Here is a 19,420-nt window from a genome sequence, read left to right as displayed (position 1 = left end):
GCTAGACCACCGAATTCTGGAGTTTGAAGATCATGGCAAAACACGCCCCTGAAATGCCCATCGAAGTCGACAGCGAAACCGGCGTCTGGACCACCGACGCCCTGCCGATGCTCTACGTACCGCGGCACTTCTTCGTCAACAACCACATCGGCATCGAGGAAGTGCTGGGCGCCGACGCCTACGCCGAGATCCTCTACAAGGCCGGCTACAAGTCCGCCTGGCACTGGTGCGAGAAAGAAGCCGAATGCCATGGCCTGTCCGGCGTTGCGGTGTTCGAGCACTACATGAAGCGCCTGTCGCAGCGCGGCTGGGGCCTGTTCAAGATCCAGTCGATCGACCTCGACAAGGGCACCTGCGAAGTGCGCCTGGATCACTCCGCCTTCGTCTACGTCTACGGCCAGTGCGGCCGCAAGGTCGACTACATGTTCACCGGCTGGTTCGCCGGCGCCATGGATCAGATTCTGCAGGCCCAGGGCAGCAGCATCCGCACCGTCGCCGAGCAGGTCTACGGCGCTTCGGAAGAAGGCCACGACCACGGTCTTTTCGTCGTCAAGCCGCTCTAAATCGAGGAACGAGTCATGGCCTTCGAAGCAATGTTCCAGCCGATCCAGATCGGCAAACTGACCATCCGTAACCGTATCGTTTCCACCGCCCACGCCGAAGTCATGGCCACCGATGGCGGCATGACCACCGAGCGCTACGTCAAGTATTACGAAGAGAAGGCCAAGGGCGGCATCGGCCTGGCCATCTGCGGCGGCTCCTCGGTGGTTTCCATCGACAGCCCGCATTCCTGGTGGAGCTCGGTGAACCTGTCCACCGACCGGATCATCCCGCACTTCCAGAATCTGGCCGACGCCATGCACAAGCATGGTGCCAAGATCATGATCCAGATCACCCACATGGGCCGTCGCACGCGTTGGGATGGTTTCGACTGGCCGACCCTGATGTCGCCGTCCGGCATCCGCGAGCCCGTGCACCGCGCCACCTGCAAGACCATCGAGGTCGAGGAGATGTGGCGCATTATCGGCGACTTCGCCAAAGCTGCAGGACGGGCCAAGGCCGGCGGCCTGGACGGCGTCGAGCTGTCCGCCGTGCACCAGCACATGATCGACCAGTTCTGGTCGCCGCGCGTGAACAAGCGTACCGACGAATGGGGCGGCACCTTCGAGGGCCGCATGAAGTTCGGCCTGGAAGTGCTCAAGGCCGTGCGCAAGGAAGTCGGCGACGACTTCTGCGTGGGCCTGCGTATCTCCGGCGACGAGTTCCACCCGGACGGCCTGTCCCACGAGGACATGAAGCAGATCGCCAAGTACTACGATGACACCGGCCTGCTCGACTTCATCGGCGTGGTGGGTTCTGGCGCCGATACCCACAACACCCTGGCCAACGTCATCCCGAACATGAGCTACCCGCCGGAGCCCTTCCTGCACCTGGCGGCCGGCATCAAGGAAGTGGTCAAGGTCCCGGTGCTGCACGCGCAGAACATCAAGGACCCGAACCAGGCCACCCGTATCCTGGAAGGCGGCTACGTCGACATGGTCGGCATGACCCGCGCGCACATCGCCGACCCGCACCTGATCGCCAAGATCAAGATGGGCCAGATCGACCAGATCAAGCAGTGCGTCGGCGCCAACTACTGCATCGACCGCCAGTACCAGGGTCTGGACGTGCTGTGCATCCAGAACGCCGCGACCAGCCGTGAGTACATGGGGTTGCCGCACATCATCGAGAAGACCACCGGCGCCAAGCGCAAGGTCGTCGTCGTCGGTGGCGGCCCGGCCGGTATGGAAGCGGCCCGCGTGGCGGCCGAGCGTGGCCACGACGTGACCCTGTTCGAGAAGAAGGATGCGCTGGGCGGGCAGATCACCACGGCCTCCAAGGCACCGCAGCGCGACCAGATCGCCGGCATCACCCGCTGGTACCAGCTGGAACTGGCCCGCCTGAACGTCGACCTGCGCCTGGGCACTGCCGCGGACGTGGCGACCATCCAGGACCTGCGCGCGGACATCATCGTGCTGGCCAACGGCGGTCATCCGTTCCTCGAGCAGAACGAACACTGGGGCTCGGAAGAAGGCCTGGTGGTGAGCGCCTGGGACGTGCTGGACGGCAAGGTCGCACCGGGCAAGAACGTGCTGGTGTACGACACCATCTGCGAGTTCACCGGCATGTCGGTGGCGGACTTCCTCGCCGACAAGGGCGCCCAGGTCGAGATCGTCACCGACGACATCAAACCGGGCGTGGCCATGGGCGGCACCTCGTTCCCGACTTTCTACCGCAGCATGTACCCGAAAGAAGTGATCATGACCGGCGACATGATGCTGGAAAAGGTCTATCGCGAGGGCGACAAGCTGGTGGCAGTGCTGGAGAACGAATACACCGGCGCCAAGGAAGAGCGTGTGGTCGACCAGGTGGTGGTGGAGAACGGCGTGCGTCCGGACGAAAGCCTCTACTACGCACTCAAGGAAGGTTCGCGCAACAAGGGCCAGATCGACGTCGAAGCACTGTTCGCGATCAAGCCGCAGCCGTGCCTCAGCGAAGCCGGCGACGGCTACCTGCTGTTCCGCATCGGTGACTGCGTGGCTCAGCGCAACACCCACGCGGCGATCTACGACGCACTGCGCCTGTGCAAGGACTTCTAAACCTGCACGCATGACTCCCTCTCCCCCGGGGAGAGGGCGGGGGTCGAGGGTTCTGGCAGGCATTGCCAGAACCCTTCGCCCTATCCCTCTCCCCGCCGGGGCGAGGTGACTGGATTGACGCCGCTCTCAGGTCCCGGCAAGGAGACCAAACGATGTTGAACACCATTCTCCCCATTCTGCTGTTTGCCGCACTGGCCCTGGCCGTGCTCGGCGCAGCCAAGCGCTTCCTGATGTGGCGCCGCGGCAAGCCGGCCCAGGTCGACTGGATCGGCGGCCTGATGGCCATGCCGCGCCGCTACCTGGTCGACCTGCACCACGTGGTCGAGCGCGACAAGTACATGTCCAAGACCCACGTGGCCACCGCCGGCGGTTTCGTCCTGGCGGCCGTGCTGGCGATCCTGGTGCACGGTTTCGGCCTGCACAGCAAGCTGCTCGGCTATGCCCTGCTGGCGGCCACCGTGCTGATGTTCGTCGGCGCCCTGTTCGTCGCCAAGCGCCGCCGCAACCCGCCGGAGCGCCTGTCGAAGGGTCCGTGGAATCGCCTGCCCAAGAGCCTGCTGATGTTCTCGGTGAGCTTCTTCATTGCCACCCTGCCGGTGGCCGGCATCCTGCCGGCCGACTTCGGCGGCTGGATCCTCGCCCTGATCCTCGCCGTCGGCGTGGCCTGGGGTGTGTCCGAGCTGTTCTTCGGCATGACCTGGGGCGGGCCGATGAAGCACGCCTTCGCCGGTGCCCTGCACCTGGCCTGGCACCGCCGCGCCGAGCGCTTCGGTGGCGGTCGCTCCACCGGCCTCAAGGCGCTGAACCTGGACGATGTCAACGCCTCCCTGGGCGTGGCAAAGCCCACCGATTTCACCTGGAACCAGCTGCTGGGCTTCGACGCCTGCGTGCAGTGCGGCAAGTGCGAGGCGGTGTGCCCGGCCTTCGCCGCCGGCCAGCCGCTGAACCCGAAGAAGCTGATCCAGGACATGGTCATCGGCCTGGCCGGTGGCACCGACGCCAAGTTCGCCGGCAGCCCCTACCCGGGCATCCCCCTGGGTGAACACGGCGGCGGCCCGCACCAGCCGATCGTGGTCCAGGGCGGCAAGGGCCTGGTCGAGGCCGACACCCTGTGGTCCTGCACCACCTGCCGCGCCTGCGTCGAGGAGTGCCCGATGATGATCGAGCACGTCGACGCCATCGTCGACATGCGCCGCCACCTGACCCTGGAAAAGGGCGCCACCCCGAACAAGGGTGCCGAGGTGCTGGACAACCTGATCGCCACCGACAACCCCGGCGGTTTCGCCCCGGGCGGTCGCCTGAACTGGGCGGCGGACCTCAACCTGGCCCTGCTCAGCGACAAGCAGGAAGCCGAGGTGCTGTTCTGGGTCGGCGACGGTGCCTTCGACATGCGCAACCAGCGCACCCTGCGCGCCTTCGTCAAGGTCCTCAAGGCAGCCAACGTGGACTTCGCCGTGCTCGGCCTGGAAGAGCGCGACAGCGGTGACGTGGCTCGCCGCCTGGGCGACGAGGCGACCTTCCAGCAGCTGGCCAAGCGCAATATCGCGACCATGAGCCAGTACCGCTTCAAGAAGATCGTCACCTGCGACCCGCACAGCTTCCACGTGCTGAAGAACGAGTACGGCGCCCTCGGCGGCCACTACGAAGTGCTGCACCACAGCACCTACATGGAAGAGCTGATCAGCGGCCAGAAGCTCAGCCTCGGCCAGCACAAGGGCGGCAGCGTCACCTATCACGACCCGTGCTACCTGGGCCGCTACAACGGCGAGTACGAAGCGCCGCGCAGCGTGCTCAAGGCCATCGGCATCGAAGTGAAGGAAATGGAACGCTCCGGCTTCCGCTCGCGCTGCTGCGGCGGTGGCGGCGGCGCCCCTATCACCGACATCCCCGGCAAGCAGCGGATTCCCGACATGCGCATGGTCGACATCAAGGAGACCGGCGCCGAACTGGTGGCCGTTGGCTGCCCGCAGTGCACCGCCATGCTCGAGGGCGTGGTCGAGCCGCGGCCGCAGATCAAGGACATCGCCGAGTTGGTCGCCGACGTGCTGCTGGAAGCGCCCGCGCCGACCAAGCAGCCGGCGCCCGTCAAGCCTGAAGCCCTGGAGGTGCATTGATGAGCGACATTATCCGCCGCGACCCCCGCGCCGAATGGATCGCCCGCAACCGCCTGCACCCGCTGCACGCGGCCATGCAGGTGGCGCAGACCAGCTGGATGGGCCCCAACGGCGTCATCCGCAAGAACCCCCACGCGGTCGGCTTCATCGGCCCCAACGGCATCAAGCGCATCGACCGCTCCGGCGCCCAGCAGGGCGGCAGCCAGAAGCGCGCAGCGGCCACCGCCGCGGTGCAGCTGCCGCTGCACGCGGTCGAGCAGCCGGCGTTCTACATCGCCGTGGTCCCGGACATGATCGGCGGTCGCCTGTCGGCCCACGACAAGGACCTGCTCGGCCTGGCCAACAAGCTCGCTGGCGCCGACGGCGCCGTGGTCGCCGTGGTGTTCGGCGAGCATAAGGAGAGCGCCTTCGACACCGCCGGCGTCGACCGCCTGCTGCAGATCGACGGTGAAGCCTTCGACGGCTACGCCCCGGAACAGCGCGTGCTGGCCCTCAGCGCGGTGGAAAGCCAGCTGTCGCCGCGCCACTGGCTGCTGCCCGACAGCCGCACCGGCGGCGGCGAGCTGGGTCGCCGCCTCGGCGCCAAGCTGGGCGAGCGCCCGGCTACGCGGGTCTGGCAGGTCGCCGACGGCCAGTGCATCGGCCGCGCCGGTGCCGGCCAGCAGGACCTGGCGCGCCAGGCGCCACGGCTGATCCTGGCCGCCGCCGAGTGCGCCGAGCCGGTCAGCGACACCCGCCACGAGGTGCGCACACTGGAACTGGAGGGCAAGGTCGCCCACAGCCTGCCGCGCATCGAGGACCTCGGTGCCGTCGCCGTGGACCCGGCGCTGATCCCCATGGCCGAGGCCGAGTTCATCCTCTCCGGCGGCAACGGGGTCAAGGACTGGACGCAGTTCCACAAGGCCGCCGAAATTCTCGGCGCCACCGAAGGCGCCTCGCGCGTGGCGGTGGATGACGGCTTCATGCCGCGCAACCGCCAGGTCGGCGCCACCGGCACCTGGGTCACCGCACGGGTCTATATGGCGGTGGGCATCTCCGGCGCCATCCAGCACCTGCAGGGCATCGGCGCCTGCGACAAGGTGGTGGCGGTGAACATGGACCCGGGCTGCGACATGATCAAGCGCGCCGACCTGTCGGTGATCGGCGACTCCGCGGCGATCCTTGCGGCGCTGATGGAGAAGGTCAACGCCTATCGCCAGGGAGGTGCCCGTGATGCGGCCTGACGCACTCGGTGCCCGGATCAGCTCCGGGCCGTTCGCAACTTTTTCCCGGATCGACTCCGGGCTACGGGTGAGCCATGACTGACTTGAACATCATCACCCTGGTTTCGGTCGGCGCCCACCCGACTTCGGGCCGCGCCCGTCGCGCCGAACAGGATTCCCGCGCCGTCGAGCTGGGCCTGCGCCTAGCCGGCGACAAGCTGCAGGTGCTGCACGCCGGCGATCCCCAGGAGGAGGCCCTGCGCGCCTACCTGGGCATGGGCCTGGCGGAGATGGCCGTCCTCGAACAACCCAAGCAGGCCGATGCCCTGCCAGCCCTGGCCCACTACCTGGAGGAAGCCGGCGCGCAACTGGTGCTGACCGGCAGCCAGGCGGAAACCGGCGAAGGTTCCGGCATGCTGCCCTTCCTCCTGGCCGAACGCCTGGGCTGGCCCCTGGTGGTCGGCCTGGCCGAGGTGGAGAAGGTGGAGAACGGCGTGGCTCAGGTGCTGCAGGCCCTGCCCCGCGGTCAGCGCCGCCGCCTGCGGGTGCGCCTGCCGTTCCTCGCCAGCGTCGACAACGCCGCCCCGACCGCCCGCCAGAGCGCCTTCGGCCCGGCCCGTCGCGGCCAGCTGCGCGCCGAGGACGTGGCCATCGTCGAAGACGAGCTGCTGGCCGAAGCCAAGCTGCAACCGGCGCGCCCACGGCCCAAGCGGCTCAAGGTGATCAAGGCCAAGACCGGCGCCGAGCGGATGAAGGCGGCCACCGCCAAGGCCTCCGGCGGCGGTGGCAAGGTGCTCAAGGATGTCTCGCCACAGGAAGGCGCCGAGGCTATCTTCAACCTGCTGATCGAAGAAGGTGTGCTGCGCTGAGCGCAGCCGACGAAGGAGACCCCGGACCATGATGCATGCCGACCTGATCGACCAAGAGGACTTCCGCGACCGCCTGGTGGCGATCGGCCTCTCCATACCGCCCGGCGTCAGCGCCGAGCAGGCCTGCGAATACGCGGTACAGGGCCTCAGCCCGGACCGTGCGCAGGCCCTGCGCCGGCTGGTCGAGGAGCTGCTGGGTGGCAATGCCACCCTGCTGCCGACCGTGCGCGAGGCCATTTCCCGGCACCTGCTGCCGGCCCTGGCACCGCGCTGAGTCTCGGCAGTCGGACATGAAAAAGGGGCGCATGGTGCGCCCCTTTTTCATTGCTCGGTCGCCAGCTATTGCTGGCGATGCGGGTAGAGTTTGACGCTGGCGAAGGTCGACTCGCCCTGGGCACGGGTCAGTGCGGTCATGGCGGTGGACGAGGACGGCCGCATCAGGTCTTCCGGCATCGGCACCAGGGCCACCACGCTGGCCGAGGTCTGGCCGGCGCGCTCGTCGCGCGGCGGAATGCCGAAGTACTCGCGGTAGCACTTGGAGAAGTGCGGGGTGGAGACGAAGCCGCAGACCGAGGCCACTTCGATGATCGACATCGAGGTCTGCTTGAGCAGCTGGCGCGCGCGAATCAGCCGCAGCTTCAGGTAATAGCGCGACGGCGAGCAGTGCAGGTATTTCTGGAACAGGCGCTCGAGCTGGCGGCGTGACACGTCGACGTAGCAAGCCAGTTCGTCGAGGTCGATCGGCTCCTCGAGGTTGGCCTCCATCAGCGCGACGATCTCCTGCAGCTTCGGCTGGTTGGTGCCGAGCATGTGCTTGAGGGGCACGCGCTGGTGATCCTGCTCGTTGCGGATGCGTTCGTAGATGAACATCTCGGAGATTGCCGCGGCCAGTTCACGGCCGTGCTCACGGCCGATCAGGTGCAGCATCATGTCCATCGGCGCGGTGCCGCCGGACGAGGTATAGCGGGTACGGTCGATGGAGAACAGGCGGGTGCTGATGGCGGCGCGCGGAAAAGCTTCCTGCATCGCCGCGAGAAACTCCCAGTGCACGCTGCAATCGAAGCCATCGAGCAGGCCGGCCTTGGCCAGCGCCCAGCTGCCGGTGCACACGCCGCCCAGCTGGCGACCGTGACGGGCCTGGACCTGCAGCCAGTGCAGGTGCTCGCGGGTGACGCTGTGCTGGATGTCGACACCGCCGCAGACGATGATCGTGTCCAGCGCCGGGGCGCTTTCCAGGCTGGCGTCCGGGGTGATCTGCAGGCCGTCGCTGGCGCTTACCGGCAGGCCGCTCTGGGTCAGGGTGTACCAGCGGTACAGCTCGTTGCCGGAGAGCTGGTTGGCCATGCGCAGGGGTTCCACGGCAGAGGCCAGGGAAATCAGGGTGAAGTTGTCCAGCAGCAGGAAACCAATGGACTGGGGAGCACGGTTCTGGGGCTGCGCCCCTTGGTTGGACTGCGACATCAGAGAAACCCTCACGCTTAGCACGAATTCGAGCCTTCATAGCGAGGCTCTTCATTAGTCTTGTTGTTCTGGTATGTGACATACCCAGACCGGTATGAATCACAAGGCAAACGCCGTGCCTAAGTTAATTGGCTGTTCAATAAAAAATGAACAACATCCAATCCACGTGCCATTCAGCCTTCTCAGGAGCGACAGAAGCGTCCTGCTTGCGACGGTTTTCCACCCGATCTGTGGGTCGACTGAGCATTTCAGTAGCACCATGGGTGCGACGGATTGTCACTCTACCCAACACGTGGGTAACACCGGTAACGGACCAACGGTCGAAAAAACGACCCCTCGGTCAGTCGGCGCGGGCCAGATTCCGACCGCCGGTTGTGCCATCGAGCAAGAGCGCAACCCTTACCGATGCACCAATCGGGGGCGAACACTCAGTGTGCCGCCCCCGATTCGTTCCACTTGGAGCCTAGCAGGTCGTCAGCACTCGACCGCGCTGACCGCCAGGCCACCGCGCGAGGTTTCCTTGTACTTGTCGTGCATGTCGGCACCGGTATCGCGCATGGTGCGGATCACCCGGTCGAGGGAGATGAAGTGCTCGCCATCGCCGCGCAGGGCCATCTGCGCCGCGTTGATCGCCTTCACCGCGGCGATCGCGTTGCGCTCGATGCACGGCACCTGGACCAGGCCACCGACCGGGTCGCAGGTCAGCCCGAGGTTGTGCTCCAGGCCGATCTCGGCGGCGTTCTCCAGCTGCTCCGGGGTGGCGCCGAGGATCTCGGCCAGGCCCGCAGCGGCCATCGCACAGGCCGACCCGACCTCGCCCTGGCAGCCCACTTCGGCGCCGGAGATCGAGGCGTTCTTCTTGCACAGGATGCCCACGGCCGCGGCCGCCAGCAGGTAGTCGACCACGTCGGCCTCGCTCACCGCCGGACTGAAGCGCACGTAGTAGTGCAGCACCGCCGGGATGATGCCGGCCGCGCCGTTGGTCGGCGCGGTGACCATGCGCCCGCCGGCGGCGTTTTCCTCGTTCACCGCCAGGGCGAACAGGTTGACCCACTCCATGCCGCTCAGGGTCGAGCCGATCACGTTGGGTTTGCTCATTTCCTGCAGACTGCGGTGCAGCTTGGCCGCGCGGCGCTTGACGTTGAGGCCGCCGGGCAGGATGCCTTCGTGCTTCAGGCCGTTGTCCACGCAGTCGCGCATGGCCTGCCACAGGCGCATCAGACCGGCACGGATCTCCGCCTCGCTGCGCCAGGCCTTCTCGTTTTCCATCATCAGCTGCGACACGCGCAGGCCGTGCTGCTTGCACAGGCGCAGCAGCTCGTCACCGCTGGAGAAGTCGTAGGGCAGCTGGGCGCTGTCCTGGTCGAGCTGCCCGGCGCTGGCCTGCTCGGCGTCGACCACGAAGCCGCCACCGATCGAATAGTAGGTGTCGCTGTGCAGCTCGCCGCCTTCGCCGCAGAACGCGGTCAGGGTCATGGCGTTGGGGTGATAGGGCAGGTTCTCGTCCAGCAGCAGCATGTCGCGCTGCCAGTCGAATGCCACCGGCAGGCGGCCGTCCAGCTGCAGCTGGCCGCTCGAACGCAGTGCCTCGATGCGCGCGCCGATCTGGCTCGGGTCGATGCTGTCCGGCCACTCGCCCATCAGCCCCATGATCACCGCGTTGTCGCTGCCGTGGCCGACCCCGGTGGCCGACAGCGAGCCGTACAGGCGCACCTCGACGCGCCCCACGCGCTCGAGCATGCGCCGCTCGCGCAGGGCACCGACGAACAATGCCGCGGCACGCATGGGGCCAACAGTATGGGAGCTGGAAGGCCCGATACCGATCTTGAACAGGTCGAACACACTAATAGCCACGACAATCTCCTGAGCTGGGTCCTGCAACGACGCCATCATCGAGATTTCGCCAGGACCGCGAGGTCCCACACCGACTCACCCGTATCCAAATCCGTCAGCCGTTCGCGGTACCGCCCAACGGACGCACCAGGCGAGCGTGACCCAGTGCACATTTCGCCGCAAGAACGACGCAATCCGCGACAGAAGCGTTCCGTATGCGACCCAGCGCATAGGCAGCAATCAAATTACGGCGCCATGATCCAGGCGCCCATGGGCGGCCCGCAGCGAGTCGCCGCACCTCGCTCAGGGCCACATACCCCGCCTGCCTCGCCGCGGCAGGAAGTCCGTCAACGGTGACCTGGATACGCCCATGAACCTGCACAAGAACTACCTCCTGGCAGCTGCACTGAGCCTTCCCCTGCTGGCCCAGGCGGCAGACCCCGCCGCCTGCGACCGGGTGCGCCTGGCCGACGTCGGCTGGACCGACCTGATCGTGACCAACGCCGCCACCCGCCTGCTGCTCAGCGAGCTCGGCTACCGCACCCAGATCAAGCGCCTGTCCGTGCCGGAGACCTACGACGCCCTGCGCAACAACGACCTCGATGTGTTCCTCGACCTGTGGCTGCCCAGTTCGGAGAAGGGGGTGCGCCCCTACCTGGACGACGGCTCGATCGAGTTGCATGCGGTCAACCTGGAGGGCGCCAAGTACACCCTGGCCGTCAACCAGGCGGGCTACGACGCCGGGATCAAGAGCTTCCAGGACATCGCCAAGTTCAAGAAGGCGCTGGGCGGCATGATCCACGGCATCGAGCCGGGCAACAGCGCCAATCAAACGATCCAGCAGATGATCGAAAAGGAAGCCTTCGGCCTCGGCGGCTTCAAACTGCTGGAGTCGAGCGAGTCGGAGATGATCCTGCACGTAAAACGCGCCGAGCACCTGAAAAAACCCGCGGTATTCCTCGGCTGGGAACCCCACCCGATGAACAACCAGCTGAACGTGAACTATCTGCCGGGCGGTGACGACTACTTCGGCCCCAACCTGGGCGGTGCCACCGTCTATACCGTGGTGCGCAAGGGCTACGCCAGCCAGTGCCCGAACCTCGGCCGACTGTTCGCCAACCTGCGCTTCAGCCTGCAGATGGAGAATGACCTGATGGAGGCCATCCTCAACCAGAACACCACCCCCCGGCGCGAGGCCAAGGCCTGGCTGAAAGCCAACCCGCAGGTCCGCGCGCAGTGGCTGCAGGGCGTTACCAAACGCGACGGCAGCCCAATCGACGGCAACTAGTCGTAGTTTATTTCAAACACTCCAGGTTCACCTCCAGGCCCCGCCATACGCCGCCTACACCCCGCGATAGGGCCTCTCGACCGTGCCGAGCACGGTCGGGCGCCTTGGCCAAAGGGTCAGGAAGTCTGTTAAGGTTTTTTTAGGCAGGCGCCATGTCGTCGCCCAACACGTCAACGTCGCAAACTGATAATTGCGACGTCTTGAAGCCTATATCGTTGAGTCAGCCGATCTCGTCGCTGCCCTCTCCCCAGGAAGTTGGCAGACCGGAGCCCCCCAGCTCTGGACCGAAAAAGATAAGTGCTGGCGCCCCTGCTTTTAGGCGCTGGTCCAACAAGAAAATTCGGATGTACGTGCATCTCGATGCAGAGATGTGATTTCCCAAAGGATTGGGCTTCGTAACACTGCCAGAGGGTTTGGAAAGCAGTTTGCAGCACGGCACAGCAAGGTTCACTCACCCACGCACTCGATTTGCGCCCGCGACTGCCCTGGCAGCTGGAGCGTCACCCCGATCGCGTCCGAGCCCCCTGCCCCACCGCACTGCAGAGTGTTGCCCAAACCCGGAAATCATGACCACCCACACAGGCAAGAACAGTCGGCATCACCTGACGAATGGCCCGAGGGCGTTCATCAGGTTCCATGTAGCTGGTCTGGATGTCTACTGAAGGGGAAACCTCCCATGAAGTCTGGAAAGATCGTCGTCGAGAACCTGTACAAGGTTTTCGGCCAGAACCCACAAGAAGCCATCGACCTGCTCAAGCAGGGCTGGAGCAAGGACAAGATCCTCGCCGAGAAAGGCGCCGTCATCGGTGTCAGCGATGTGTCCTTCAGCGTCGAGGAGGGCGAGATCTTCGTCCTCATGGGCCTCTCCGGCTCGGGCAAATCGACCCTGATCCGCCTGATCAACCGCCTCATCGAGCCCAGCGCCGGCGACGTCTACATCGACGGCCAGAACGTCGCCAAGATGGCCAACGCCGAACTGGTCGACCTGCGCCGTCGCGACATGAGCATGGTCTTCCAGTCCTTCGCCCTGATGCCCTCGCGCAGCGTGCTGGACAACGCCGCCTTCGGCCTGGAAGTGGCAGGCGTCGGCCGCAAGGAGCGCGAGAAGCGCGCCATGGACGTGCTCGCCCAGGTCGGCCTGGACACCTTCGCCCACAAGCACCCCCACGAGCTGTCCGGCGGCATGCAGCAGCGCGTCGGCCTGGCCCGCGCCCTGGCGGTGGACCCCTCGATGATGATCATGGACGAGGCCTTCTCCGCCCTTGACCCGCTCAAGCGCCGCGAGATGCAGGACCTGCTGCTGGAGCTGCAGAAGACCCACCGGCGCACCATCATCTTCGTCTCCCACGACATCGAGGAAGCCATGCGCATCGGCAGCCGCATCGGCATCATGGAAGGCGGCAAGCTGATCCAGGTCGGCACCCCCCAGGAGCTGGTCGACAGCCCGGCCAACGACTACGTGCGCAACTTCTTCGACACCGTCGACACCAACCGCTACCTCACCGCCGGCCAGCTCAAGGCCGACAGCGTGCCGACCTACGTGCACAACGGCGTGGCCCCCGACGCCAACAAGGTGTGCCAGGAACTGCAGGCGCTGGACAAGCACTACGCCTTCATCGTCGACGGCGAGAAGCGCTTCTGCGGCTCCATCAGCCTGGAGAAGATCGCCCTGATGGTCGACGGTAAAACCCAGTGCGGCCTGGAGCTGGACGTGCTCAAGCGCATCGATCCAGTGCCTGAAGACATGCCTCTGGATCAGGTGATCGAGCGCCTGGTGGACAACGAGGGCCCCATCCCGGTAGTCGACGCCAACGGCCTCTACAGCGGCGCCATCAGCAAGGGTCGCCTGCTCAACCGTATGCAGGGAGAATGACATGAGCGACAAGAAACTCGACCTGGGCAGCTGGGTCAACGACGTGGTCCAGCACCTGCTGGACAACTACAGTGGCGCCTTCGACAGCATCGGCAGCGTGGTCGCCGGCTTCTCCGAGGGCGTCGAGGCCCTGCTGATGCTGCCGCCGGCCTGGCTGCTGATCGCCATCTTCGTCGGCCTCGGTCTGTGGCGCATCGGCTCGCGCTTCGCCGTCTTCACCGCCGTGTCCTTCATCCTGATCGTCATGACCGGCTTCTGGGAGCAGACCGTGGTCACCCTCGGCCTGACCTTCTCCTCGACCCTGATCAGCCTGCTGCTGGGCATCCCCCTGGGCATCTGGGCGGCGCGCAGCGAGCGGGTGGCGACCACCATCCGTCCGGTGCTGGACTTCATGCAGACCATGCCGGCCTTCGTCTACCTGATTCCGGCGGCCATGCTGTTCGGCCTCGGCCGCGTGCCGGGGATCATCGCCACGGTGATCTTCGCCATGCCGCCGGCCGTGCGCCTGACCAACCTGGGTATCCGCCAGGTCAACAAGGAAATCGTCGAGGCCGGCCAGTCGTTCGGCTGCACCGGTCGCCAGCTGCTGTTCAAGGTGCAGCTGCCCAACGCCATGCCGTCGATCATGGCCGGGGTCAACCAGACCATCATGATGGCCCTGTCGATGGTGATCATCGCCTCGATGGTCGGCGCCGGCGGCCTGGGCAACGACGTGCTGGCGAGCATCCAGCGCCTGGATATCGGTCTAGGCTTCGAGAGCGGCATGGCCGTGGTATTGCTGGCGATCATCCTCGACCGCATCACCGAGAGTTTCGGCACCAAGCAGACGGAGATCCGCAGCGGCCTGATCAGCTGGTTGCATGCAAAACTGCAGCGCCAGTGACCTCCTCACCTTTTTCCATTCATACAGGGAGTCATAAATGAAAAAGTTCAAGACCATCGCCGGCCTAGGCCTGCTGACCTGCGCCATGGCCCAGGCGGCCTGGGCCCAGGAACCGGAAAGCTGCAAGCAGGTGCGTTTCGCCGAGATCGGCTGGGCCGATATCGCCGCCACCACCGGCGTGGCCATGACCCTGACCGAAGGCCTGGGCTACCAGCCGCGCAAGATCATGGCCTCGGTACCCATCGCCTTCACCGGCGTGCAGAAAGGCCAGATCGATGTATTCCTCGGCTACTGGGCCCCGTCGATGGACGCGGTGATCGAGCCCTTCACCAAGGACGGCGGCGTCAAGGTGCTGCCGGCACCGAACCTGGAAGGCGCCAAGTACACCCTGGCAGTGCCGACCTATACCGCCGAGGCGGGCCTGAAGAGCTTCCAGGACATCGCCAAGTTCAAGGATCAGCTGGGCGGCAGGATCTACGGCATCGAGCCGGGTAACGACGGCAACCTGCTGATCGAGAAGATGATCAAGGGCGACCAGTTCGGCCTCGGCGGCTTCCGCATGGTCGAGTCCAGCGAAGCCGGCATGCTGGTCCAGGTGCAGCGCGCAGTGCGCAAGAATGAGCCGGTGGTGTTCCTTGGCTGGGCCCCGCACCCGATGAACACCCAGTACGACATCACCTACCTGGATGGCGGCGATGACGTATTCGGCCCGGACTACGGCGCGGCCAAGGTCTACACCGTGGTCACCCCGGACTACGAGGCACGTTGCGCCAACGTCGGCAAACTGCTGAACAACCTGCAGTTCAACGTCGCCATCGAAAGCCAGCTGATGGAGAAGGTGCTGGAGAAGGAAGATCCGGTCGAGGTGGCGAAGAACTGGATCAAGGCCAACCCGGAGATTCTGGACAAGTGGCTGGCCGGCGTCACCACCTATGACGGCAAGGATGGCGTGGCCGCGGTGAAGAAGCACGTCGGCCTCTAAGAACCCGTCCGTAACACCCACAGAGCCGCGACTCACCTCGCGGCTCGAACACCAGTCGCGACCCAGGCGCTGAGCGCTCGAGTCGCGACCGGCGCAGTACCCGCAATCAGAACGAGCCAGTAACACCAACAAGAACTGAAACTCACCCTGACGGAGTTACACCTATGCGCAAACTGAAATCCCTCATCCAAGGCCTCGGCGTTGCCGCCCTGGCGGTGGGCATGTCCACCGCCATGGCTGCCGACAAGCCCACCCTGACCTTCGGCTTCGTCAACGGCTGGGACGACAGCGTCGCCACCAGCTACCTCGCCGCCGAGATCATGGAAAGCAAGCTCGGCTACGACGTCGAGCTCAAGCCCCTCGAGCCGGCCATCATGTGGCAGGGCGTGGCCCGTGGCGACATCGACGGCCTGCTCTCCGCCTGGCTGCCGGTGACCCACGGCGAGTACTACGCCAAGTTCAAGGACCAGCTGGAAGTGCTCGGCACCAACTACAACGACGCCAAGATCGGCCTGGTCGTGCCGGACTACGTCGAAGCCAAGAGCATCGCCGACCTGAACGCCACCAAGGCAGCCTACGACGGCAAGATCACCGGCATCGATGCCGGCGCCGGCATCATGCGCCGCACCGAGGAAGCCCTCGAGAAGTACCAGCTCGACTACAAGCTGATGCCGAGCTCCGGCCCGGCCATGGCCACCGCTTTGGCGCGTGCCATCAAGAAGAACGAAGCCATCGTGGTACCGGGCTGGGTGCCGCACTGGATGTTCGCCAAGTGGAAGCTGCGCTTCCTCGAAGACCCGATGGGCGTCTACGGTGAATCCGAACACGTCGACTCGGTAGTCAACCCGAGCTTCAAGGAGAAGGCTCCGGAAGCGGTCGCTTTCCTCAAGAAGTTCAACTGGACCAGCGAGGAAATCGGTGCGGTGATGCTGGCCATTCGCGACGGCGCCAAGCCGGAGCAGGCCGCCAAGGACTGGGTCGCCAATAACCCCGAGCGTGTCGATTCCTGGCTGAAATAAGCCACCTCAGCGACATGAAAAAGCGGGCCTTGGCCCGCTTTTTCTATTTTGCAGCCCGGTGCTTTCAAGTCGCCCGCCCCGCGCGGCGCAACGGGCCGCCGCCGGCGGGGGGCCGCCAGCGCCGGCACTTGTCCCCTCCCCCGCCAGCGGTCATGTCGGCAGCATCCGCCATGAAAGCACCGCCCCTACGTGGCAGACTGTCGGCACTCGTCGCTCCCGACAGCGACCCACGATTAGCTCAAGAAGACCAGGAGTACCCATGACTTGGACCGTGTATCTATCCGGTGAAATTCATACCGACTGGCGTCAGCAGATCATGCAGGGCGCCAAGGAGCAGGGGCTGGCCATCGAGTTCAGCTCGGCGGTGACCGACCATGAGTCCAGCGACGCCGCCGGCGATGTGCTGGGCGCCGAGAGCCAGGCGTTCTGGCGGGATCACAAATCGTCCAAGGTCAACGCGATCCGCACCAAGACCCTGCTGGAGAAATGCGACATCGCCGTGATCCGCTTCGGCGACCAGTACAAGCAGTGGAATGCTGCCTTCGATGCCGGCTACTGCGCCGCCCTGGGCAAGCCCTACATCACCCTGCATGGCGAGGACATCGTCCACCCGCTCAAGGAAGTGGATGCCGCGGCCATGGCCTGGGCGCAAAGCCCGGAGCAGGTCGTCGAACTGCTCAAGTACATCGTCGCCAAGGCCTGACGCCCACCGCCACGCGCGCACATATCCCGAACCGACAACCCGTCACCAAAAGCGCGTTCTTTATTGATCACTCAATAAAGAACGCCCTAGACTGCCGCCATCCCCGAAAAGCCTTGTTGCTGGAGAAACCGATGCCCAAGGTCGGAATGCAGCCGATTCGCCGCTCGCAGCTGATCGCCGCCACCCTCGAAGCCGTCGACCAGGTCGGCATGGGCGATGCCAGCATCGCCTATATCGCCCGCCTGGCCGGCGTGTCGAACGGCATCATCAGCCATTACTTCCAGGACAAGAACGGCCTGCTCGAAGCCACCATGCGTCACCTCATGCAGGCGCTGAGCAACGCGGTACGCCAGCGCCGTGCGGCCTTGCAGGACGATACGCCGCGCGCGCAACTGCGGGCGATCATCGACAGCAACTTCGACGACAGCCAGGTCAACGGCCCGGCCATGAAGACCTGGCTGGCGTTCTGGGCCTCGAGCATGCACCACCCCGCCCTGCGCCGCCTGCAGCGGATCAACGACCACCGCCTGTACTCCAACCTCTGCGGCCAATTCCACCGCGCGCTACCGCAGGATCAGGCACGCGCCGCCGCCCGAGGCCTGGCCGCACTGATCGACGGCCTGTGGCTGCGCGGCGCGCTGTCCGGCGAGGCCTTCGACACCCGCCAGGCCGCGCAGATCGCCTACGACTACCTCGACCTGCAACTGGCCAAGGCCGCAGCCGGGAAAGCCGCCCCCAGCGCACGCACCAGCCGCCAACGCGTCAGCAGCACAGCCCTCTGAGACGAATTCCGTCCCGTTTTCCTTGGGGGCGGACCGCCGAGTTGCATCTTTTTTTTGCCGCTATCGAGACCCTCTGCGCCGTCGCTTTCGGAGCAGGCCCTGTCGCTCCCGAATAGCTTTGTTGATTGAGCGTTCAATAAAAATACCGTAGGCTGACTACCACTTCTACCGGCCAGCGTGCATGCGCAGAGCCAGCCAACCCCGCTCGAGAGCGCCCCGATACGCGGCTCTCAAGCCCGAATAAGAACCAAGAGGATTTGCAGATGGCTCGTTTCGAGGAACAGAAGCTCTACATCAATGGCCGCTACGTCGACTCGACGAGCGGCGCAAGCTTCGAGGCCACCAACCCGGCCAACGGCGAAGTGCTCGCCAAGGTGCAGCGCGCCAGCAAGGAAGACGTCGACCGCGCCGTCGCCTGCGCCGCCGAAGGGCAGAAGGTCTGGGCGGCGATGACCGCCATGCAGCGCTCGCGCATCCTGCGCAAGGCCGTCGACATCCTGCGCGCGCGCAACGACGAGCTGGCCCTGCTGGAGACCCTCGACACCGGCAAGCCGCTGTCCGAGACCCAGGCGGTGGACATCGTCACCGGCACCGACGTGCTGGAGTACTACGCCGGCCTGATTCCGGCCCTCGAGGGCCAGCAGATCCCGCTGCGCGAAACCTCCTTTGTCTACACCCGCCGCGAGCCCCTGGGCGTGGTCGCCGGCATCGGCGCCTGGAACTACCCGATCCAGATCGCCCTGTGGAAGTCGGCCCCGGCCCTGGCCGCCGGCAACGCGATGATCTTCAAGCCCAGCGAAGTGACCTCGCTGACCACGCTCAAGCTGGCCGAGATCTACACCGAAGCCGGCCTGCCGGACGGCGTGTTCAACGTCCTCACCGGCAGCGGCCGCGAAGTCGGCCAGTGGCTGACCGACCACCCGGGCATCGCCAAGATTTCCTTCACCGGCGGCACCAGCACCGGCAAGAAGGTCATGGCCAGCGCATCCAGCTCGACCCTCAAGGACGTGACCATGGAGCTGGGCGGCAAGTCGCCGCTGATCATCTTCGAGGACGCCGACCTCAACCGCGCGGCCGACATTGCCATGATGGCCAACTTCTACAGCTCCGGTCAGGTCTGCACCAACGGCACCCGGGTGTTCATCCCCCGCGCCCTGCAGGCTCGCTTCGAGGCCAAGGTGCTCGAGCGGGTCAAGCGCATCCGCCTGGGCAATCCGCAAGACGCCGAGACCAACTTCGGCCCGCTGGTCAGCCTGTCCCATATGGAAAGCGTGCTCGAGTACATCGAGACCGGCCGCAAGGAAGGCGCCCGCCTGCTCTGCGGCGGCCAGCGCGTGACCGACGGCGAATTCGCCAATGGCGCCTATGTCGCCCCGACCGTGTTCACCGACTGCCGTGACGAGATGACCATCGTGCGCGAGGAAATCTTCGGCCCGGTCATGAGCATCCTCGCCTATGACAGCGAGGAGGAAGTGATCCGCCGCGCCAACGACACCGACTACGGCCTCGCCGCCGGTCTGGTGACCCGCGACCTGGCCCGCGCCCACCGGGTCATCCACCAGCTCGAAGCCGGCATCTGCTGGATCAACGCCTGGGGCGAGTCGCCGGCGGAAATGCCGGTGGGTGGCTACAAGCAGTCGGGCGTCGGCCGCGAAAACGGCGTGGCCACCCTCGAGCACTACACCCAGACCAAATCGGTGCAGGTGGAAATGGGCGACTACGCCTCGGTGTTCTGATCGGCGTGTTGCAGTGGCGGAGCCGCCCAGCGGCCC

General features: G+C 65.5%; 16 protein-coding genes. 14 read left to right on the top strand and 2 right to left on the bottom strand.

Annotated elements, in window-relative coordinates; genetic code table 11:
* Positions 1 to 32: 32 nt before the first annotated feature.
* The 6 genes from KDW96_RS14010 to KDW96_RS13985 all read left to right on the top strand — a co-directional run bounded on the left by KDW96_RS14010 (position 33) and on the right by KDW96_RS13985 (position 7,098).
* Positions 33 to 563, top strand: a complete 531-nt coding sequence (locus tag KDW96_RS14010) for a 4-vinyl reductase (RefSeq protein WP_255836869.1) — start codon at positions 33 to 35, stop codon at positions 561 to 563.
* A 15-nt stretch (positions 564 to 578) separates the two neighbouring features.
* A complete protein-coding gene (dgcA, locus tag KDW96_RS14005; RefSeq protein ID WP_255836868.1) occupies positions 579 to 2,639 on the top strand; it encodes a dimethylglycine demethylation protein DgcA in 2,061 nt (686 codons plus the stop codon).
* Positions 2,640 to 2,791: 152 nt separating this feature from the next.
* Positions 2,792 to 4,753 (top strand): dimethylglycine demethylation protein DgcB, encoded by a 1,962-nt coding sequence (dgcB, locus tag KDW96_RS14000; protein WP_255836867.1) that lies wholly within the window; start codon positions 2,792 to 2,794, stop codon positions 4,751 to 4,753.
* Positions 4,753 to 5,976 (top strand): electron transfer flavoprotein subunit alpha, encoded by a 1,224-nt coding sequence (gene etfA, locus KDW96_RS13995; protein ID WP_255836866.1) that lies wholly within the window; start codon positions 4,753 to 4,755, stop codon positions 5,974 to 5,976. Before dgcB ends, etfA begins: the two co-directional genes overlap by 1 nt.
* Before the next feature lie 74 nt (positions 5,977 to 6,050).
* Positions 6,051 to 6,824, top strand: a complete 774-nt coding sequence (gene etfB, locus KDW96_RS13990) for an electron transfer flavoprotein subunit beta (RefSeq protein ID WP_255836865.1) — start codon at positions 6,051 to 6,053, stop codon at positions 6,822 to 6,824.
* Positions 6,825 to 6,852: 28 nt separating this feature from the next.
* A complete protein-coding gene (locus KDW96_RS13985) occupies positions 6,853 to 7,098 on the top strand; it encodes a hypothetical protein (protein ID WP_255836864.1) in 246 nt (81 codons plus the stop codon).
* Between the two features lie 65 nt (positions 7,099 to 7,163).
* Here the strand turns inward: KDW96_RS13985 and gbdR are convergent, their stop codons facing one another.
* Positions 7,164 to 8,285 (bottom strand): choline metabolism transcriptional regulator GbdR, encoded by a 1,122-nt coding sequence (gene gbdR / locus KDW96_RS13980; protein ID WP_255836863.1) that lies wholly within the window; start codon positions 8,283 to 8,285, stop codon positions 7,164 to 7,166.
* Between the two features lie 474 nt (positions 8,286 to 8,759).
* Positions 8,760 to 10,139, bottom strand: coding sequence for an L-serine ammonia-lyase (locus KDW96_RS13975; RefSeq protein ID WP_255836862.1), 1,380 nt, complete (start codon positions 10,137 to 10,139; stop codon positions 8,760 to 8,762).
* A 349-nt stretch (positions 10,140 to 10,488) separates the two neighbouring features.
* Here KDW96_RS13975 and choX point away from each other — a divergent pair, with 349 nt between their 5' ends.
* From choX to betB, 8 genes are all read left to right on the top strand, one after another.
* Positions 10,489 to 11,406 (top strand): choline ABC transporter substrate-binding protein, encoded by a 918-nt coding sequence (gene choX / locus KDW96_RS13970; RefSeq protein WP_255836861.1) that lies wholly within the window; start codon positions 10,489 to 10,491, stop codon positions 11,404 to 11,406.
* A gap of 676 nt (positions 11,407 to 12,082) precedes the next feature.
* Positions 12,083 to 13,279, top strand: coding sequence for a quaternary amine ABC transporter ATP-binding protein (locus tag KDW96_RS13965; protein ID WP_255836860.1), 1,197 nt, complete (start codon positions 12,083 to 12,085; stop codon positions 13,277 to 13,279).
* Between the two features lies 1 nt (position 13,280).
* Positions 13,281 to 14,162: an ABC transporter permease gene (locus KDW96_RS13960; RefSeq protein WP_255836859.1), complete on the top strand. Its 882-nt coding sequence runs from the start codon at positions 13,281 to 13,283 to the stop codon at positions 14,160 to 14,162.
* Positions 14,163 to 14,199: 37 nt separating this feature from the next.
* Positions 14,200 to 15,144 carry a choline ABC transporter substrate-binding protein gene (locus KDW96_RS13955; RefSeq protein WP_255836858.1) on the top strand — a complete coding sequence of 315 codons (945 nt, stop codon included), beginning with the start codon at positions 14,200 to 14,202 and terminating at the stop codon, positions 15,142 to 15,144.
* Positions 15,145 to 15,308: 164 nt separating this feature from the next.
* Complete coding sequence (locus KDW96_RS13950; protein ID WP_255836857.1) at positions 15,309 to 16,163, top strand: glycine betaine ABC transporter substrate-binding protein; 855 nt, start codon at positions 15,309 to 15,311, stop codon at positions 16,161 to 16,163.
* 259 nt (positions 16,164 to 16,422) lie between these two features.
* Positions 16,423 to 16,866: a YtoQ family protein gene (locus tag KDW96_RS13945; RefSeq protein ID WP_255836856.1), complete on the top strand. Its 444-nt coding sequence runs from the start codon at positions 16,423 to 16,425 to the stop codon at positions 16,864 to 16,866.
* Positions 16,867 to 16,997: 131 nt separating this feature from the next.
* Positions 16,998 to 17,648 (top strand): transcriptional regulator BetI, encoded by a 651-nt coding sequence (gene betI, locus KDW96_RS13940; RefSeq protein ID WP_255836855.1) that lies wholly within the window; start codon positions 16,998 to 17,000, stop codon positions 17,646 to 17,648.
* A gap of 263 nt (positions 17,649 to 17,911) precedes the next feature.
* Positions 17,912 to 19,384: a betaine-aldehyde dehydrogenase gene (gene betB, locus KDW96_RS13935; RefSeq protein ID WP_255836854.1), complete on the top strand. Its 1,473-nt coding sequence runs from the start codon at positions 17,912 to 17,914 to the stop codon at positions 19,382 to 19,384.
* Positions 19,385 to 19,420: the final 36 nt, after the last annotated feature.

Origin of the sequence: Pseudomonas benzenivorans, from assembly GCF_024397895.1 — a bacterium.
Taxonomy (GTDB): domain Bacteria; phylum Pseudomonadota; class Gammaproteobacteria; order Pseudomonadales; family Pseudomonadaceae; genus Aquipseudomonas; species Aquipseudomonas benzenivorans_A.
Note: the sequence above shows the minus strand (reverse complement) of the source record. Positions and strands in the feature narration are given on the sequence as shown.

What these genes read in the sequence shown, in the direction of transcription:
- KDW96_RS13960 (WP_255836859.1), top strand. Translation starts at nt 13,281, where the DNA reads ATGAGCGACAAGAAACTCGACCTGGGCAGCTGGGTCAACGACGTGGTC.
- KDW96_RS13945 (WP_255836856.1), top strand. Translation starts at nt 16,423, where the DNA reads ATGACTTGGACCGTGTATCTATCCGGTGAAATTCATACCGACTGGCGT.
- gbdR (WP_255836863.1), bottom strand. Translation starts at nt 8,285, where the DNA reads ATGTCGCAGTCCAACCAAGGGGCGCAGCCCCAGAACCGTGCTCCCCAG.
- etfA (WP_255836866.1), top strand. Translation starts at nt 4,753, where the DNA reads ATGAGCGACATTATCCGCCGCGACCCCCGCGCCGAATGGATCGCCCGC.
- dgcA (WP_255836868.1), top strand. Translation starts at nt 579, where the DNA reads ATGGCCTTCGAAGCAATGTTCCAGCCGATCCAGATCGGCAAACTGACC.
- etfB (WP_255836865.1), top strand. Translation starts at nt 6,051, where the DNA reads ATGACTGACTTGAACATCATCACCCTGGTTTCGGTCGGCGCCCACCCG.
- KDW96_RS13950 (WP_255836857.1), top strand. Translation starts at nt 15,309, where the DNA reads ATGCGCAAACTGAAATCCCTCATCCAAGGCCTCGGCGTTGCCGCCCTG.
- dgcB (WP_255836867.1), top strand. Translation starts at nt 2,792, where the DNA reads ATGTTGAACACCATTCTCCCCATTCTGCTGTTTGCCGCACTGGCCCTG.
- choX (WP_255836861.1), top strand. Translation starts at nt 10,489, where the DNA reads ATGAACCTGCACAAGAACTACCTCCTGGCAGCTGCACTGAGCCTTCCC.
- KDW96_RS14010 (WP_255836869.1), top strand. Translation starts at nt 33, where the DNA reads ATGGCAAAACACGCCCCTGAAATGCCCATCGAAGTCGACAGCGAAACC.
- betI (WP_255836855.1), top strand. Translation starts at nt 16,998, where the DNA reads ATGCCCAAGGTCGGAATGCAGCCGATTCGCCGCTCGCAGCTGATCGCC.
- KDW96_RS13965 (WP_255836860.1), top strand. Translation starts at nt 12,083, where the DNA reads ATGAAGTCTGGAAAGATCGTCGTCGAGAACCTGTACAAGGTTTTCGGC.
- KDW96_RS13985 (WP_255836864.1), top strand. Translation starts at nt 6,853, where the DNA reads ATGATGCATGCCGACCTGATCGACCAAGAGGACTTCCGCGACCGCCTG.
- KDW96_RS13955 (WP_255836858.1), top strand. Translation starts at nt 14,200, where the DNA reads ATGAAAAAGTTCAAGACCATCGCCGGCCTAGGCCTGCTGACCTGCGCC.
- betB (WP_255836854.1), top strand. Translation starts at nt 17,912, where the DNA reads ATGGCTCGTTTCGAGGAACAGAAGCTCTACATCAATGGCCGCTACGTC.